The organism is Streptomyces sp. NBC_01481, assembly GCF_026339995.1.
GTDB lineage: Bacteria > Actinomycetota > Actinomycetes > Streptomycetales > Streptomycetaceae > Streptomyces.
This window is the reverse complement of the sequence record NZ_JAPEPT010000005.1, coordinates 151722-166238: the sequence shown is the minus strand read 5'-3', so window position 1 is coordinate 166238 and position 14517 is coordinate 151722. Positions and strand designations below refer to the sequence as shown.

Below are 14517 nucleotides of genomic sequence, written 5' to 3'. Positions count from 1 at the left end.
AAACGTCACACTCCCGGGGAAGCTCAGAACGCGTCGGTCGGGACGTACGTCCCCCACACCGCGCGCAGTGCGTCGCACACCTCGCCCACCGTCGCCCGCGCCTTCAGCGCGTCCTTCATCGGGTACAGCACGTTGTCCGTGCCCTCGGCGGCCTTGCTCAGCTCCGCGAGCGCCGCGTCGACGGCTGCCTGATCGCGCTCGGCCCGCAGCCTCGACAGGCGCTCCGCCTGCTGTGCCTCGATCGCCGGGTCGACCCGCAGCGGCTCGTACGGCTCCTCCGCGTCCAGCGTGTAGCGGTTGACGCCGACCACGACCCGCTCGCCGCTGTCGGTCTGCTGCGCGATGCGGTACGCGCTGCGCTCGATCTCGTTCTTCTGGAAGCCGTGCTCGATCGCGCTGACCGCGCCGCCCAGGTCCTCGACCCGCCGCATCAGCGCCAGCGCCGCCTCCTCGACGTCGTCCGTCATCTTCTCGACGACGTACGAACCCGCGAAGGGGTCCACGGTCGCGGTCACATCGGTCTCGTACGCAAGGACCTGCTGCGTCCGCAGGGCGAGCCTGGCCGACTTGTCCGTCGGCAGGGCGATCGCCTCGTCGAAGGAGTTGGTGTGCAGCGACTGGGTGCCGCCCAGCACCGCGGCGAGACCCTGGACGGCGACCCGCACCAGGTTCACCTCGGGCTGCTGCGCGGTCAGCTGCACCCCGGCCGTCTGGGTGTGGAAGCGCAGCATCAGCGACTTGGGGTCCTTCGCGCCGAACTCCTCACGCATCACCCGGGCCCAAATGCGGCGCGCGGCACGGAACTTGGCGACCTCCTCCAGGATCGTCGTACGGGCGACGAAGAAGAAGGACAGGCGCGGCGCGAAGTCGTCGACGTCCATGCCGGCCGCGACCGCCGTACGCACGTACTCGATGCCGTCCGCGAGCGTGAAGGCGATCTCCTGCGCGGGCGAGGCCCCGGCCTCCGCCATGTGGTAGCCGGAGATGGAGATGGTGTTCCACTTCGGGATCTCGGCCCTGCAGTACTTGAAGATGTCGGCGATCAGCCGCAGCGAGGGCTTGGGCGGGAAGATGTAGGTGCCGCGGGCGATGTACTCCTTGAGCACATCGTTCTGGATCGTGCCGGTGAGCCTGTCCGCGGGCACGCCCTGCTCCTCGCCGACGAGCTGGTAGAGCAGCAGGAGCAGCGCCGCGGGGGCGTTGATCGTCATCGACGTGGAGACCTTGTCGAGCGGGATCCCGCCGAACAGGACGCGCATGTCGTCGATCGAGTCGATGGCGACGCCGACCTTGCCGACCTCGCCGTGGGCGAGCGGCGCATCGCTGTCGTGCCCCATCTGGGTCGGCAGGTCGAAGGCGACCGAGAGGCCCATGGTGCCGTGGGCGATGAGCTCCTTGTAGCGGGCGTTGGACTCGACGGCGGTGCCGAAGCCCGCGTACTGGCGCATCGTCCACGGACGGCCGGTGTACATCGACGGATACACACCGCGGGTGAAGGGGTACGAGCCGGGCTCGCCCAGTTTCTCGGCCGGGTCCCACCCCTGAAGAGCCTCCGGCCCGTAGACCGGTTCGATGGGCAGTCCCGACTCGGACTCGCGCGCCATGTCTGTGCCTCCGCTGAAGCTACTCGCTGGTAATCAACCTCGCGACGGACTGTAGCGGCGGCTCCCCGACGGATGGAGAGCCCTGCGCTGGGACCTAGGGCCTGTCGTTCGGATCTTGCCGGGCTCGCGTGCCCTGGTGCGCACGCACCAGACCCCGCTCACTGATCCGGCCTGATCCGAACGACAGGCCCTGGCTCACAACCCTCCGCACGGCTTTCTCCCCATCATGCGCGGGATTGCGCAACCGAGCAGGCCGGGAATCTGTCTCATGAGGCACAGCAGATACAGGGGGGCGACATGCTTCGGAACATCGTCATACGCAGATCACTCGCCGCGGCCGCGGTGCTCGCCGTGACCGCGGGCTGCACGGCCCAGGCAGCGACCGGCCGCCCGGCCGACTCGAAGGCGGGGAGCACGGCGTCCGCGCAGCCGCCGTCTTCTTCGGATCCGGCCACGCCGTCGGCGAAGCCGAGTGAGAAGCCCGGAGAGAATCCGAGTGAGAATCCGAGTGAGTCCGCTGCCCCGAAGCCCAAGGTGCTGATGGCGAGCGGCACCAAGAGCGAGCAGGTGCGTGAACTGCAGGCCCGGCTGGCACAGATCGGCTGGTTCGACGACACCCCGACCGGCACCTACGGTCCGGTTACGGTCGCCTCGGTCAAGGGCTTCCAGGGCAAGCGGGGGCTGCCGACGACAGGTGACACGGACACCGTGACCTGGCAGCGGCTGCTCGGTATGACGAAGGAGCCGACGCGCGACGAGCTGGCGGGCAGGACGGTCAACAAGCCGTCGGCGAAGCTGGATCCGCGCTGTATGACGGGCCGGGTGATCTGCGTCAGCAAGACCACCCGCACTCTCTCCTGGGTGGTCAACGGCAAGGTGCGGTCGACGATGGACGTGCGCTTCGGCTCGCAGTACACGCCGACCCGCGAGGGCGTCTTCAGCGTGTTCCACAAGTCGCGGGATCACGTCTCGACGATCTACCACACGTCCATGCCGTACGCGATGTTCTTCAGCGGCGGTCAAGCGGTGCACTACTCCGCGGACTTCGCGGCCCGTGGCTACAACGGCGCGTCGCACGGATGCGTCAATGTCCGGGACAAGGGAGCGATCGCCTCGCTCTTCAACCAGGTCAACAACGGCGACAAGGTCGTCATCTACTGGTGAGTCGAGAAGGTCGGCCGTTAGGGGCGCGGGCGGGACCGGGGGAACGTGTCCCGCCCGCGCCATTTGCGCCGAGTCGTAGGTACGGGGGGAACCCCGGCTCTGGCGCAGCCGATGACCAGTCGGCTCACTTTCTACTGCGTCACAGGCTCGAAAAACGTCACACCTGGTGGGTCCGAAACTCGATCCCGGCAATGAAGCGCAGGTCAGAGCGCGAACAGCGTGGTGCTGGGCGAAGGCGAGGGAACACTTTCGGACGGCAGGGGCGTCCAGGCGACGGGCGGCACGGACGCGCTGCCCGACTGGCTGCCGCCGGAGAACTTCCCGGCGCCACCGTCACTGTCTTGGCTGTCACCGCTGCCGCTGTCACTGCCGCTCTCGCCGCTGCCGTCCCCGCTGCCCTGGGTGTCGCCAGCCAGCAGTTGGTCGCAGAAGCGCTCGATACGACCCGCGCCCTTGGCCGCGGCCTCCAGCCGCCGCTTGATGTCCGGAGCGATATGGCCGCTGCGGTAGTCGCGGCAGGCGTCCGCCGTCTTGCGGTACCACTCCTCGCGCTGCTGACGGGACTTGTCCTCGTCCCCGCGCTGCTGGCCCGAGTTGCCGTCGGTGCCGCCGACAGCGGGGTCCGGAGTTCCGGTCCCGTCGCTCGGCGAGGGCGAGAGGGGCGCGCTCGGCGATCCCGAGGTGTACGGAGGAGCCACTGCTCCCCCGCCGGTGGGCGAGTCGGAGACCAGCGGCTCGGGGGTCGCGGCCGCCGAGACGGAGGAGGCGGGCAGCGGATCGCCACTGAAGGGGCTGGGCAGGAGGCCGGTCGTCGCGGCGACGGCGGCGCCGCCGAGCGCGCAGCCGGCGACAGCGGCGACCAGTCCGAAGCGCACCGGGCGGCCGAAGCGCGGGCGGCGCGCAGGGCGCCGATGCGAAGGAGCCAGCCGTACGGCGCCGACGGCTTCCCCGGCGGGCGCCGCGGCGTCCGCCCTGGCCTTGCGGAAGGCGGCCAAGGCGGCGGCCTCACCGGGCATTTCGCCGTCACCGGCGTAGTCGACAGACTCGTTCCGGCCCGCCTCGTACAGCGCGCGGGAGAGTCGTGCGGCCTGGATGCGGGCGTGCTCGTCCGAGGCCTCGACCGGCTCGCCGCGCAGCATCCGCTCCGCCGCTTCCCTGTCAAGCCACTCGAACTGCTCGTCGGCCATCACATGTCCTTCTGCGTCCGCAGGCGTGAATGCGTCACACCGGCGGGCGCCGACGCGCCCGGCCGGGGCCCGCGCTGCGGCGGTACTCCGTTCAGATCCGCGCCACGCTCTTCGGGAGCCGAACCGTTCGAGCCGTTCGAATTATTCGGAGCATCCCGACTGTCCGTATCATCCTGACTGTCCATGAAGTCCGCATAGTCCGCGGCATCCGCGCCCAGCAGTTCGGCGAGGCGCTTCAGCCCGCGGTGCGCTGCCGTCCGTACGGCTCCGGGCCGCTTGCCCAGCGTCTTGGCCGCGCTCTTCGCGTCAAGACCGACGACGACGCGCAGTACGACGGCTTCGGCCTGATCCTGCGGCAGCTGGGCGATGAGCGCCATGGTGCTGCCGGTTGCGAGCGCCTCCATGGCCTCGTCCGCGGTGTCCGACTCGGCGGGCTTGCCCGTCAGTTCGGTCTCGTCACCGCCCACGGCGGGGCGGCGGCCTCGCATGCGTATGTGGTCGAGGGCCCGGTTACGGGCGATCCGTGCGGCCCAGCCGCGAAAACGGTCGGCGTCGCCGCTGAACCGGTCGAGGTCGCGAGCTATCTGGAGCCATGCCTCGGAGGCGACGTCCTCGGCGTCGGGATCGCCGACCAAGGTGCGTACATACCCGAGCAGCCGCGGATGCACAGCGCGGTACACAGTCCGGAAGGCGTCTTCGTTCCCGGCCTGCGCCGCGAGCACCGCGGCGGTCAACTCCGCGTCGTCCCCCAGCACTACCCCATACCCTGTCCTGAATCGCAGCTGGTCACCACTGCCGCGCCACCCTGCGCGAATCAGCACGCTACGTGCTTGCACCCGGCCGCGTCCACATTTTGTACAACCAGCAACATCATGCTGCCACAGCGGGGTGTGACAGAAAACGCACGCTCGGCGCTGAGAGAAGTACGGGGCCGCTCTGCGGCCCCGGCGAACGACGACCGGGGCCTCTCCTGTGGGGGGTGGCGGCCCCGGTCGTCCTTGCATCTACCCGGTCAGCGGGGTCGGGCCGCCGTTATGTCCCGGCCGTCGAGACCAGCCGCTCGCCTGTTGCCCTGCTTCCCCGGCTTCTCCGGCTTCTTGGACGGCTTCGTCTCCGCGGACTTCCCTTTCGCGGGCTTTCCGTCCGGGCGGCCGTCCGCAGGGTTCGGCCGGATGTCGGACATCTCACCCTGCAACAGCCGCTCGCAGTAGGCCCGTACGAACTCCGGCCCGCCCGCGGCCGCTTCCAGCCGGGCCATGGCCGCGCCCCGGGGCGAAACGGCCGCCAGATACACACGGCAGTGCGCGGCTGTGTCCCGCGCCGAGCCCGGACGTGCAGGGGGAGTCGCGTCCGGGGACGGCCGCGTGGGTCGCGCCGGGCTCTCCGGTGCTCCTGTCCCGCGCCGTTCGCGGGCCCGTTCTTCCTCGGGCCCCGGTTCCGCGGGCGCGCTCCGTACCGGCTTCGGCCCCGCGCCGCCCCCGAACGGCGACGGGATCGCACCCTTCCCGGCCGCGACCGCAACTCCGCCCACCGCGGCCGCCGCGGCAATGCCCGCCACCAGCGCCCTGAAGACCCGCACCCGGTGCCGCTCACCGGCCGTCCGCCAGTCGTCCCGGCTCCGCCGCCACCGCACCCGCGCCGTGAACAGGCCCGCCTCGCGCGCCTCCCGGAAGGCCTGGAGCGCCCGCTCCTCGGCACCGGTATCGAGCATGCCGGGTCTGCGCGCCGCCCCGAGCAGCCTTTCGAGCTCAGGTGTGCGCGGGTCCTGCGGTTCGGGTTTCATCTCTCATCCTTCGGCGTACGCCCTGGCCAGTAGCTCCGCCAGTCCCTTCAGTCCCCGGTGCGCCGCAGTGCGTACGGCGCCGGGGCGCTTGCCCAGTACCCGTGCCGCCGCCGGCCCGTCGAGTCCGACGACCACACGCAGCAGTACGGCTTCCGCCTGCTCGCGCGGCAGCCGGCCGATCAGCGCGAGAGCACGCTCGGTGGAAAGCGTTTCGAGCGCCGCGGCGGCCGTGTCCTGTCCGCCCGGAAGGTCCAGCACGTCCCGGTCGAGTAAAGAGGTACGCGGACGCCGCTTCTGCCTGCGCAGATGATCCAGGGCGCGGTGCCGGGCAATCGTCGCAGTCCAGCCCCGGAACCCCGCACCGTCCCCCCGGAAACGACCGAGGTCGCGGGCGATCTCCAGCCACGCCTCGGCCGCCACGTCCTCGGCATCGTCGCCGACAAGCCCTCGGACGTACCCGATCAGCCCCGGCTGCACCAGCCGGTACGCAACGGCGAAGGCGTCCTCGTCCCCCTGCTGCGCCCGCTCGACGGCAGCTCCGAGTTCCGCGTCGTACGCCCCCACACTTCCCTCTCCGCACCGGCGCCTCTTGGCACATGCCCCTACTTCTCTGCGTACGGAGACCGAGAAACGTCACCGTCCACAGGCGGCCCTCGAGTCGACGGTCCTGCGCGCCCGCCCGTGCAGCAAAAGATAGAGGCGCTGAACGGATTCTTCAGGGCCGCCCAGTTCGAAGCGGTTGACGACCTTGCCGAGCGGATTCCACACCCGTCCGTCGGGCATCCGGACGCCCGCCGGCTGCCCGAACAACTCCCGCTGCGCGGCGCCGAGGTCGACCCACTCCGCCCCGGCCCGCCGGACGATCACCTCTCCCGTGTACGCCCCGAGTCCCTGGAGCAGCCCGGCGACCTGCCCGATGTCCGGTCGGCCGCGGCGTACCCCGTCCACCATGAAGTCGACGAGCCGCAGGCTGGCGACGGAGTAGTCGAGCGGCAGCCTGCTGCGCTGCGTGAGGCGGTCGACGACCCCGGCGACGTACGCGCGCATGTCGGCAGCGCTGGGCAGCACTCCAAAGTCCGTATCCATGTATGACCAAGCGCCAGGTCGGCGCAGAACATCACGGTGTACGGAAGTGACGGTTCTCACACACGAGTTCGAGCCGCGCGTACAGCCGTCGTCACGCTTCGGCCGCCGTCGACGCGCTCGGCCTCAGCCGATGCTTGCGGGAAGCTCGATATCCCCGTCGAAGACGCCCCGGATCTCCTCCGTCACGTCCTGGCTGTAGGTGATGTCCTGCCCCCCGTAAGGAATCAGGAACCCGAACCGGAACCGGTGGGATTCGACTCGGTACGTCGCCGGGTCGAGGATCAGCGTCTCCTCCACCCGGGACAGGGTGAGTTGGTCCTCGGTCGCCGCAACCCCGGCCTTCTGGAGTTGCTTCAGGGTCGGCTTCAGCTCGCGCATCGCCTTCTGCGACAACTTCCGCGACCCGGAGCGGACTTGGAGCTTGACCTTGCCTCCGGCCTTGGCCAGCGTGACGTCGTCGCCCGATTCCTGAACGTATGTCCTGAACTCCGCCAGGGCTGCGACGGGGTCTTCCACCTTGTTCTGCATGTCGGGATCGGAGGCGGGCCCGCGCTTCCACGCGTCGGCGCCTTCCTTGACGTACGCCGTCCCGTCGATCACGAAGATCTCTTCAGGCTTACGTTTCCCCTTGCTGAGGACGGACCCTGAGGAATGCAGGCTTGAGGGAGCTGAGGGGTCCTGGGTCCGCTCTGCCGTGGCCTTGTACGAAGCGGAGCTCGCCTGCCCCTGAAAGACAAGATCCTCGCTTCCCTTCACGGCGAACGTCCAGCCGCCCTCGGCCGCCATCGCCTGTTCCGCCCGGTCGAGGAACTCCTCTGGAGTGACGGGCTTCGCAGGCTCCGTCTTCTTCACTTCGGGGCTCTGTGACGCGGCGGAGTCGACGGACGCCGTCGGTTGCTCTTCAGCAGAGCAACCGATCAACGCGACGGAAAGCGGGAAGACCAGGGCGGCAAATCTGCGGTTCACCCTCATCAGCCGATGGCGATGCGCGGGTGCGCGCCGGGCTGGATCCAGCCCATGATCCGGTCCATGGTCGAGCGCGGCACCGATACGCAGCCCGCGGTCGCCCCCTTGCCGTTGACATGCAGGAAGATCCCGGCACCGCGGCCGGGCGTGGCGGGCCAGCGGTTGAAGTTGATGACCAGGGCCTTGGCGTACTGGGTCGGGTAGTTGATGAGGTGCTCACTGCCGCGGTCACCGGTCTCGGTGAGCGGGAAGTCGGCTCCGGCCGCGGTGTGCATCTGGTTGTAGAACTTCGACTCGGGGTCCTGCACCCACCAGTGGCTGTCGTTGACCCGGGTGTACGGCATGCTCGTGCCGCTGGACTCGACCCCGAAGCCCTCGGTGATGGTGTACGTGCCCGAGGGCGTGGTGTACGTGCTCTGCCTGCGTGTTGCGCCGTCGACGACGCCGTTCGAGCCGACCCGGCCGCTGTCGGAGATGACGGACTTCCAGCCGGACGACCCCTTGGCCCATGCGGTCACGGTGGCGTACGACCCGCTGGCCTTCACGGTGATGACCTGGGTGGCATTGCCCACGTCGACACGCACGGGAAAGTTCGGCGCGTGGGCCGTCGGGGCCGCCTGAGCAGTCCCCGTACCGCCGTTCCCGGTGGCGCTGGAGCCGCTGGCCGCCGGCTTCGCGCTGTCGGACGGCTTCGCGGAGGCGGAGGCGGAGTTCGAGGGGGAAGCAGACGCCGAAGCGGAGGCGGAACCGCTCGGCGAGGCGGACGAGGCGGGCGCGTCCGACGTCACGCTGGTGGAGGTGGCCGCGGCGGCGTCGGCGGCCGGGGCGTCCTGGCCCTGGTGCCCGCAAGCCGTGGCCAGGAATATCGCGCCGGTGGCAGCCAGAGCGGCGGAGAAGTTACGGGACGAGGGCAGCACGAAGTAACCCTTCAGGGTGATGGGCAGGACGCGACGGCCGGATCGGCACGGCGAAGTATGGCCGGTTTATATCAGGTCGACGCCGGAACGCGAACTGGCGGACCATTCCGACGAATCGCCCTGGAGGCCTCGTCGTCCGGGGCGGCCGGGCACGTCACGGCGGCCCCGTGCCCCCCTCCGTGCCGGTGACCCCGGGTCGTTCGTGATCAACCCTGCCAAGTCACCCATGATCACTGCGCGTCGCTTCGGTCCTCGTAACTCTGGAACCAGTGCGTATCGAAGTACCGAGCGGTCGAAAAGGGATGCGAGCGTTCGGTGAGCATGCGGAAGACGACCTCGGCGGTCGAGCCGCCCAACCGGCGCCAGGAGTCCGGGATGTCCGCCGTCGCGAAGATCGGCCAGTGGTCCGGGTCGTCACCCTCGGTGAGCAGGAAGAACTGGTCCGCCTGCTCGGACGAACCCCCGTACGGATCACTCAGCGTGTAGCCCGGTTCAGATACGTACGGGAATGATCGGCGTCGCACCCGGCAGCTGATCCAGATACGCCTGGATGTCCCCGGGGTCGGATGTCGCGACCATCGCCGCGCCGATCTGCAGTGCGGTGAGCGCGACCAGCCCGTCGACAGGATCGGGCCGCTTCTTGGCAGGCAAGTCCGCCCGCCCGATCAGCTCGCCCACCCGCCGCCATTCCGTATCCGTGTAGCAGCACACCACCGCACAATCCTTGAGCGCTCTGGCGAGATGAGCCCGCGCAGCCCCGCCCCGCCAAGCTTGCGCAACCACAGGGGCCGGCACCACCGGGAGCCCGTTCCGGCTGAACGCCCGGTGCCTGGCGAGAGCGGGCCCGGGCCTTTTGTCGGCGAGAGCGATGAGCATCCCGGCGTCGTAGACGACGTCACCGAGAGCGTCAAGGTCAGGACAGGTAGGACAGCCCAGGTTCACGCCGCGGCCCCGCGTCGGCGCGCGGCGGACGCGGCACGGGCCGCAGCGATCTCGGCCTCGATACGGGCCAGCTCCTCCGCATCGACATCACCGTCGAGCGGCCAGGGCAGGGTCTCCGCCTCCGCCTCCGCCTCCGCGATCGCGGCATCGATGTCGGCGAATGACTCCGCTATCCGCGCCAGCCGGGCAGCCTCCTTGCGACCCGCCATGACCAGGAACGCAGAGACGTCGAGGCCATTCTCGGCGGCGACCGCCCTGATGCGCTCGGCATCCTCGGGGTCGAGGCTGATCGAAATCCGAGTCTTCGCCATACGGTGACAGTATCACGACGTATTACGCCGACGCACCCGGGCGCGCTGACAGCGATCAGCTTCCCATCGCGCCGACGACCATTCCTCGCGAACCGTCATGAATGCTCTGCATCTCGCACCACACGGTCTTGCTGCCGGTCCCCTGCTCCACGCCCCACCGCAGGGTCACGGCATCGAGCAGAGCGATGCCGCGGCCGGTCTCGTCGTCGGCGGCGGCGGCCTTGCGCAGGAGAGGCAGGACCCGGGGGTCGGGGTCGGTGACCTCCAGCCGCGTACGGCCCTGCTCACAGACCACACGGACGGTCACGGGGACGCCCTCCCCGAGATGGCGGACGACGTTCGTGATCAGTTCGCTGGCGCACAGCTGGAGGTCGGCGCACGGCCCGCCCATGTACGCACGCAGGGCCCGGCGGACCTCGGGCACGTCCTTCGGTGTGGCGAGCAGTTCCAGGGTGAGCGGTGGTCGCATCACGCAACTCCCTTGCGCAGGGCGGCGACCAGGGCGCGCGCGGTGGCCAGGTTGCAGTTGCCCAGCGCGATGAGGGGCGGGGTGCGGTAGCTGGCCGCGACGGTCGGCAGATCGACGCCGAGGGACGGCAGCGTGATGCCGTGGGCGGCGAGGGCGGCCCGCAACTCCTCGGCGCAGTCCTGAACGTCAGGGTGGTCGTGCATGGGGGTCACACCTTCCAGTGCGCTCTGTGACGAACTGCTCACACCCTGACGCGGTGCCGCGTACCGTGAAAGAGGTTCGGGCTCCCCGCCCTGAACTGCGCGTTTGCTTATGCCGGTTGGCATCGGCGCGGGAATGACCGGGACTCGGGCGGACACGCGGGGAAACGGGCGGTAACGGCACCAAGGGCGGTGAACGATGGGGCAGCGCAAGGACATCGACGGCTCGGCGAGCGTCCCCACCTTCTACGGCAAGGAGTTGCGCTGGAAACGGGAGGAGGCGGGGCTCACCCTCACGCAGCTGGTCGAGGGCAGCTTCTACGGCCCCAGCCACCTCAGCGAGATCGAGCGGGGCGAACGCCGCATGCCGGCGGAACTGGCCGAGCACGTGGACAAGGTGCTCGGCACGGACGGCTTCTTCAGGCGCTGCTGCGAGGACGTACGCAAGGCGAAGAGGCGAGGTCACGCCAGCTACTTCGAGCGCGTGCTGGAGGCGGAGAAGCACGCGGAAACGATCGAGGAGTGGTGCCCGACGCTGATTCCGGGCCTGCTGCAGACGGACGCGTACGCACGGGCGGTGGTGCGGTCGGCGCACCCGCTGGCTCCGGACGACGAGGTGGAGGAGAAGGTCAGTGCCCGCATGGCCCGGGCCCGGCTCTTCGAGGGCGACCACAGGACCCCGGAGTACTGGGCGATCCTTCCCGAGTCGCTGTTGCGTCAGCCGATCCTCCCGCCGGTGCAGGCGGCCGAACAGCTGGAGCGGATCGCGGCATTGGCGAAGGGCCGCCGGATCGTTCCACAGATCCTTCCGTGGAACCGTGCACCGCATCCCCTCATGCTCGGCACCGCCATGATCATGACCTTCCCGGATGCCCCGCCCCTGGTCTACACAGAGGCTCAGTACAGCGGGGACACCCTCGACGATCCGGCTCTCGTGAAGCAGTACCGCAAGGCATACGATCGGCTCAGGGCCGCCGCGCTGCCACCTGAGGCGTCCCTCGCCCGGATCGAGCAAGCGGCTGAGGATGACCGAAATGGCAAGCAACGGGATTGACTTGAGCACCGCTGTCTGGCGCAAGAGCAGTTACAGCAACGGCGACGGCGGAAACTGCGTGGAGGTCGCCGAGGCGTTCCCCGGCGCGGCCGCCTGGCGCAAGAGCAGCCACAGCAACGGCAGCGGTGGAGACTGCGTCGAGGTGTGCGACGCCCACACAGGCGTCGTCCCCGTCCGCGACTCCAAGCTCCCCCACGGCCCGGTCCTCACGATCACCGCCCCGGCCTGGACGTCGTTCGTCGCCTCCCTCAAGTCGGCCGCCACCGCGTGACACAGCCTTGCGGCGTCGAACTCTTCGACGCCGACCGGCTCCGCCTGGTCGAGGCCCCGCCGACCCGGCTGTCGCCGGAGGACCGTCGGGCCATGGACGACGCCTGGGACGCGGCGGTCCGGGCCAACCCGGCCCTGTTCGACGGGCCGGTGGCGGCGTGCACGGACTTGGAACGGGAGGGGCCACAGGGCCTCGCCCTGACCTGGGTACGGGCGACCTACCGGCTCTACGCCCTGCGCAGGGTGCCCGGCGCGAGTGTGCGCCTGCCGTCCTTGTTCGTGGCCGTCGCGCAGCCGGCGGACGACGGGCGTCTGCTGGTGGGGCGGATGGCGCCCTGGACGACCTCGCCCGGCCGCTGGCAGCTCCCGGGCGGCTCGGTGGAACCCCCGCCGGACGGTGAACCTCTCGACGTGGCCGCGCTCCGCAGCCACGCCGCCCGGGAGTTGACCGAGGAGACCGGCATCGGCATCTCCGCCGACGACCTCACCCGGTGGCAGGTCACCCGGGGCGCGAACGGCAGCGTCGGCGTCCTGTTCCAGGCCCCGCCCCGCCCGGTGTCATGGCTGCACGAGCGGTACGCGGCCCTCACGTCCTCCGAACGTGCCCTCGGCCGCGACCCGGAACTTGACCGGATCGCCCTCGTCCGCTCCCCCGCCGACCTGGCCGGCCTCACCGGCCCGCACGTGGACTACTTGGAGCCGGTCCTCCTGCGCCACGATCAGTTCTGGTTCACCGGCCAGACTGCCGCCGGATCGCAGCGTGCCGGGCAGGCCAGGAGATAGACCTCGTTGGCGAGGAACAGTACATAGCTGTCGCTGCCGAGGGTGTCGGGCTGCTCCGGCAGGCCGGGGCTGACGTCGAACTCCCAGCCTTCCGGCACCTGGCAGACGAACAACAGCTCGGCGCCGCACGCGCACCTGTAGTGCTCGGGGAACTGTGCCCAGGACGGCGGGGGTCGTCCGGGCGCCCACGGCCGGAAGGGTCAGTACCAGCATGAGCAGCGCAACGGCGTACAGACCTGCTGCGCACACTCCGCGCAGCCATAACCGAACATGACCGGTCGCAGACGCCGGCGTCTGACGGCGCATTCGCAATGACATACCAGGTCGGACTCTCCCCCGGACTCAAGTCAAGTAGTCAACCAGCGCCGCACGGGCCCCGGAGGACAGCCGCTCCGTGTCCAGTTCGCTCAAGGTGAGCCGCAGGGTCTCTTCGCGCATCACCGGGACTGCCGCAACCAGGAGGTCTTCGCTGCCGAACAGCGGCTCCACGACCTGGAAGTACCCTGCGCCGCTCACTGATTCGTTGGAGCTCCGCAGGACCGTCTCCACGAAGTCGAAACTCCTGGCCAGGAGGTCGTCGTCACGATTCTTCTCCGTGAGCGCCGGGCTCAGCAGACCCCGGAAGACAGCCGACAGGAAGTCATAGAGGTCAAACCATTCCATACTGCCCGATACAGCCTGGCCAGCGGGCGCCCCGGCTGCGGCCTCGATGATGCGCCGAGACTCCGGAACCATACGCAGCAGCAGACCTGGAATCTCTCGCCTGCCCAATTCCGGCATTCCACACCTCTCAATGTGAACGAAAGTAACTGAGACTAGTGGATGCACTCAGGCAGGGGCTCTCGCGCGGCCTGCGCCACGCGAGAGCCCAAATCGAGACCAGAGGAGCCTAGACTACCTGCGCACTCCGCAAAACACTGTCCGCCAATTCTTGCGCCCTCAGGTCAGAATCATGCGAGAGGGAGGCGCGCAGCCTCTCCGCCACGCGATCACCGAGCGCGCGAGACTGGCTAGCGAGATCGCGGGCTGCCGCGGGCCGACTTTGCCATCCACCGACAGCATCGCTCAATTACTGCGCATGCCATAATGGCAGGGTGATCGATCCAGCAAGCATTAACTTGCCTCAGTTCCTTGCCAATTGGCACGGCCCTGCCAATGTGCCACCTGGCACTCTGCCCGCTGAGTGCGACTGGCTGCCCGAATCTCTCAAGGAGTGGCACAGCCTCTCGGCTCAATGGTCAACGCCTCTCATGGGCATGAAGAGAATGCTCGCACCCGAGGAGGTGAAAGCAGAGGACGGCAAAGCCGTCTTCATGGAGGATGCAACAGGCGATTGGCGATGGGCCTTCGACACAGAGAATCCGAACATCACGTACGACGCGGAGGTCTACGAGGAATGGGAGCGGACCACAGAAAGCCTCCCCCAGCTCATCGTGCACAGCGCCGTGCAGGAGGCCGTGTTCCGCGCAAGAGCACAGTACTGGTGCACCCAACTCGAAGAGCAACTGTTGGGCGATGTCCTGGCGCCTCTCGAAGAAGTCGCGTTCGGCGATTGGAGATGGCCTGCTCCAGGCTATCGCATATTCATGAGTGAAAACGTAGTGGCAGATGTCGTGCCGACTCGCGGACGCACGACTCAAGAAGACCGCGCAGGTTTTGTACAGGTACAAGCGGCAAGCCCAGATCCCCGGCACCTCTCCTACCTCGACGAGATTCCCGGCGCCCAATGGAGAAAGTCAACCTCCTAAGGGCCATTAAAATGAGTTGGCCCCGGCGACACC

20 protein-coding genes are annotated in these 14517 nt (G+C 69.0%); 6 read left to right on the top strand and 14 right to left on the bottom strand.

Annotation, left to right across the window (positions count from 1 at the left end):
- Nucleotides 1–23: 23 nt before the first annotated feature.
- Complete coding sequence (locus tag OOK40_RS26795; protein ID WP_266486837.1) at nt 24–1604, bottom strand: methylmalonyl-CoA mutase; 1581 nt, start codon at nt 1602–1604, stop codon at nt 24–26.
- A gap of 297 nt (nt 1605–1901) precedes the next feature.
- Here OOK40_RS26795 and OOK40_RS26790 point away from each other — a divergent pair, with 297 nt between their 5' ends.
- Nucleotides 1902–2768, top strand: coding sequence for a L,D-transpeptidase family protein (locus OOK40_RS26790; RefSeq protein ID WP_266486835.1), 867 nt, complete (start codon nt 1902–1904; stop codon nt 2766–2768).
- A gap of 203 nt (nt 2769–2971) precedes the next feature.
- On the opposite strand, the gene OOK40_RS26785 is transcribed toward OOK40_RS26790, so the two are convergent.
- From OOK40_RS26785 to OOK40_RS26755, 7 genes are all read right to left on the bottom strand, one after another.
- A complete protein-coding gene (locus OOK40_RS26785) occupies nt 2972–3955 on the bottom strand; it encodes a hypothetical protein (RefSeq protein WP_266486834.1) in 984 nt (327 codons plus the stop codon).
- On the bottom strand, nt 3955–4710 hold the full coding sequence (locus OOK40_RS26780; protein WP_266486833.1) for an RNA polymerase sigma factor: 756 nt from the start codon (nt 4708–4710) through the stop codon (nt 3955–3957). The genes OOK40_RS26785 and OOK40_RS26780 overlap by 1 nt, the downstream gene beginning before the upstream one ends.
- A 257-nt stretch (nt 4711–4967) precedes the next feature.
- Complete coding sequence (locus OOK40_RS26775; protein WP_266486832.1) at nt 4968–5738, bottom strand: hypothetical protein; 771 nt, start codon at nt 5736–5738, stop codon at nt 4968–4970.
- A gap of 3 nt (nt 5739–5741) precedes the next feature.
- Complete coding sequence (locus tag OOK40_RS26770; RefSeq protein ID WP_266486831.1) at nt 5742–6302, bottom strand: RNA polymerase sigma factor; 561 nt, start codon at nt 6300–6302, stop codon at nt 5742–5744.
- Nucleotides 6303–6371: 69 nt separating this feature from the next.
- The gene (locus OOK40_RS26765) at nt 6372–6824 is read right to left on the bottom strand and encodes a hypothetical protein (protein ID WP_266486830.1); all 453 of its coding nucleotides are present in this window, start codon (nt 6822–6824) and stop codon (nt 6372–6374) included.
- Between the two features lie 123 nt (nt 6825–6947).
- Nucleotides 6948–7676, bottom strand: a complete 729-nt coding sequence (locus OOK40_RS26760; protein ID WP_266486829.1) for a hypothetical protein — start codon at nt 7674–7676, stop codon at nt 6948–6950.
- Between the two features lie 119 nt (nt 7677–7795).
- Complete coding sequence (locus OOK40_RS26755) at nt 7796–8374, bottom strand: L,D-transpeptidase (RefSeq protein ID WP_266486828.1); 579 nt, start codon at nt 8372–8374, stop codon at nt 7796–7798.
- Nucleotides 8375–8435: 61 nt separating this feature from the next.
- On the opposite strand from OOK40_RS26755, the gene OOK40_RS26750 reads away from it, so the two are divergent.
- The gene (locus OOK40_RS26750) at nt 8436–8714 is read left to right on the top strand and encodes a hypothetical protein (protein ID WP_266486826.1); all 279 of its coding nucleotides are present in this window, start codon (nt 8436–8438) and stop codon (nt 8712–8714) included.
- Between the two features lie 223 nt (nt 8715–8937).
- Here the strand turns inward: OOK40_RS26750 and OOK40_RS26745 are convergent, their stop codons facing one another.
- From OOK40_RS26745 to OOK40_RS26725, 5 genes are all read right to left on the bottom strand, one after another.
- Complete coding sequence (locus OOK40_RS26745; RefSeq protein ID WP_266486824.1) at nt 8938–9231, bottom strand: hypothetical protein; 294 nt, start codon at nt 9229–9231, stop codon at nt 8938–8940.
- Nucleotides 9200–9421: a hypothetical protein gene (locus OOK40_RS26740; RefSeq protein WP_266486822.1), complete on the bottom strand. Its 222-nt coding sequence runs from the start codon at nt 9419–9421 to the stop codon at nt 9200–9202. Before OOK40_RS26740 ends, OOK40_RS26745 begins: the two co-directional genes overlap by 32 nt.
- A gap of 224 nt (nt 9422–9645) precedes the next feature.
- Nucleotides 9646–9960: a hypothetical protein gene (locus OOK40_RS26735; protein WP_266486820.1), complete on the bottom strand. Its 315-nt coding sequence runs from the start codon at nt 9958–9960 to the stop codon at nt 9646–9648.
- Nucleotides 9961–10015: 55 nt separating this feature from the next.
- A complete protein-coding gene (locus OOK40_RS26730; RefSeq protein ID WP_266486818.1) occupies nt 10016–10429 on the bottom strand; it encodes an ATP-binding protein in 414 nt (137 codons plus the stop codon).
- Nucleotides 10429–10632, bottom strand: a complete 204-nt coding sequence (locus tag OOK40_RS26725) for a hypothetical protein (protein WP_266486817.1) — start codon at nt 10630–10632, stop codon at nt 10429–10431. Before OOK40_RS26725 ends, OOK40_RS26730 begins: the two co-directional genes overlap by 1 nt.
- 196 nt (nt 10633–10828) lie before the next feature.
- On the opposite strand from OOK40_RS26725, the gene OOK40_RS26720 reads away from it, so the two are divergent.
- From OOK40_RS26720 to OOK40_RS26710, 3 genes are read left to right on the top strand one after another with little or no spacing between them, the layout of a single operon-like run.
- Entirely contained in the window at nt 10829–11683 is an 855-nt protein-coding gene (locus OOK40_RS26720; protein WP_266486816.1) for a helix-turn-helix transcriptional regulator, read from the top strand.
- A gap of 1 nt (nt 11684) precedes the next feature.
- Nucleotides 11685–11954, top strand: coding sequence for a DUF397 domain-containing protein (locus tag OOK40_RS26715; protein ID WP_266486815.1), 270 nt, complete (start codon nt 11685–11687; stop codon nt 11952–11954).
- Nucleotides 11951–12736, top strand: coding sequence for an NUDIX domain-containing protein (locus OOK40_RS26710; RefSeq protein ID WP_266486814.1), 786 nt, complete (start codon nt 11951–11953; stop codon nt 12734–12736). The genes OOK40_RS26715 and OOK40_RS26710 overlap by 4 nt, the downstream gene beginning before the upstream one ends.
- A gap of 342 nt (nt 12737–13078) precedes the next feature.
- Here the strand turns inward: OOK40_RS26710 and OOK40_RS26705 are convergent, their stop codons facing one another.
- Nucleotides 13079–13516, bottom strand: coding sequence for a hypothetical protein (locus tag OOK40_RS26705; RefSeq protein WP_266486813.1), 438 nt, complete (start codon nt 13514–13516; stop codon nt 13079–13081).
- 314 nt (nt 13517–13830) lie between these two features.
- On the opposite strand from OOK40_RS26705, the gene OOK40_RS26700 reads away from it, so the two are divergent.
- A complete protein-coding gene (locus tag OOK40_RS26700) occupies nt 13831–14484 on the top strand; it encodes a hypothetical protein (RefSeq protein ID WP_266486812.1) in 654 nt (217 codons plus the stop codon).
- Nucleotides 14485–14517 lie beyond the last annotated feature (33 nt).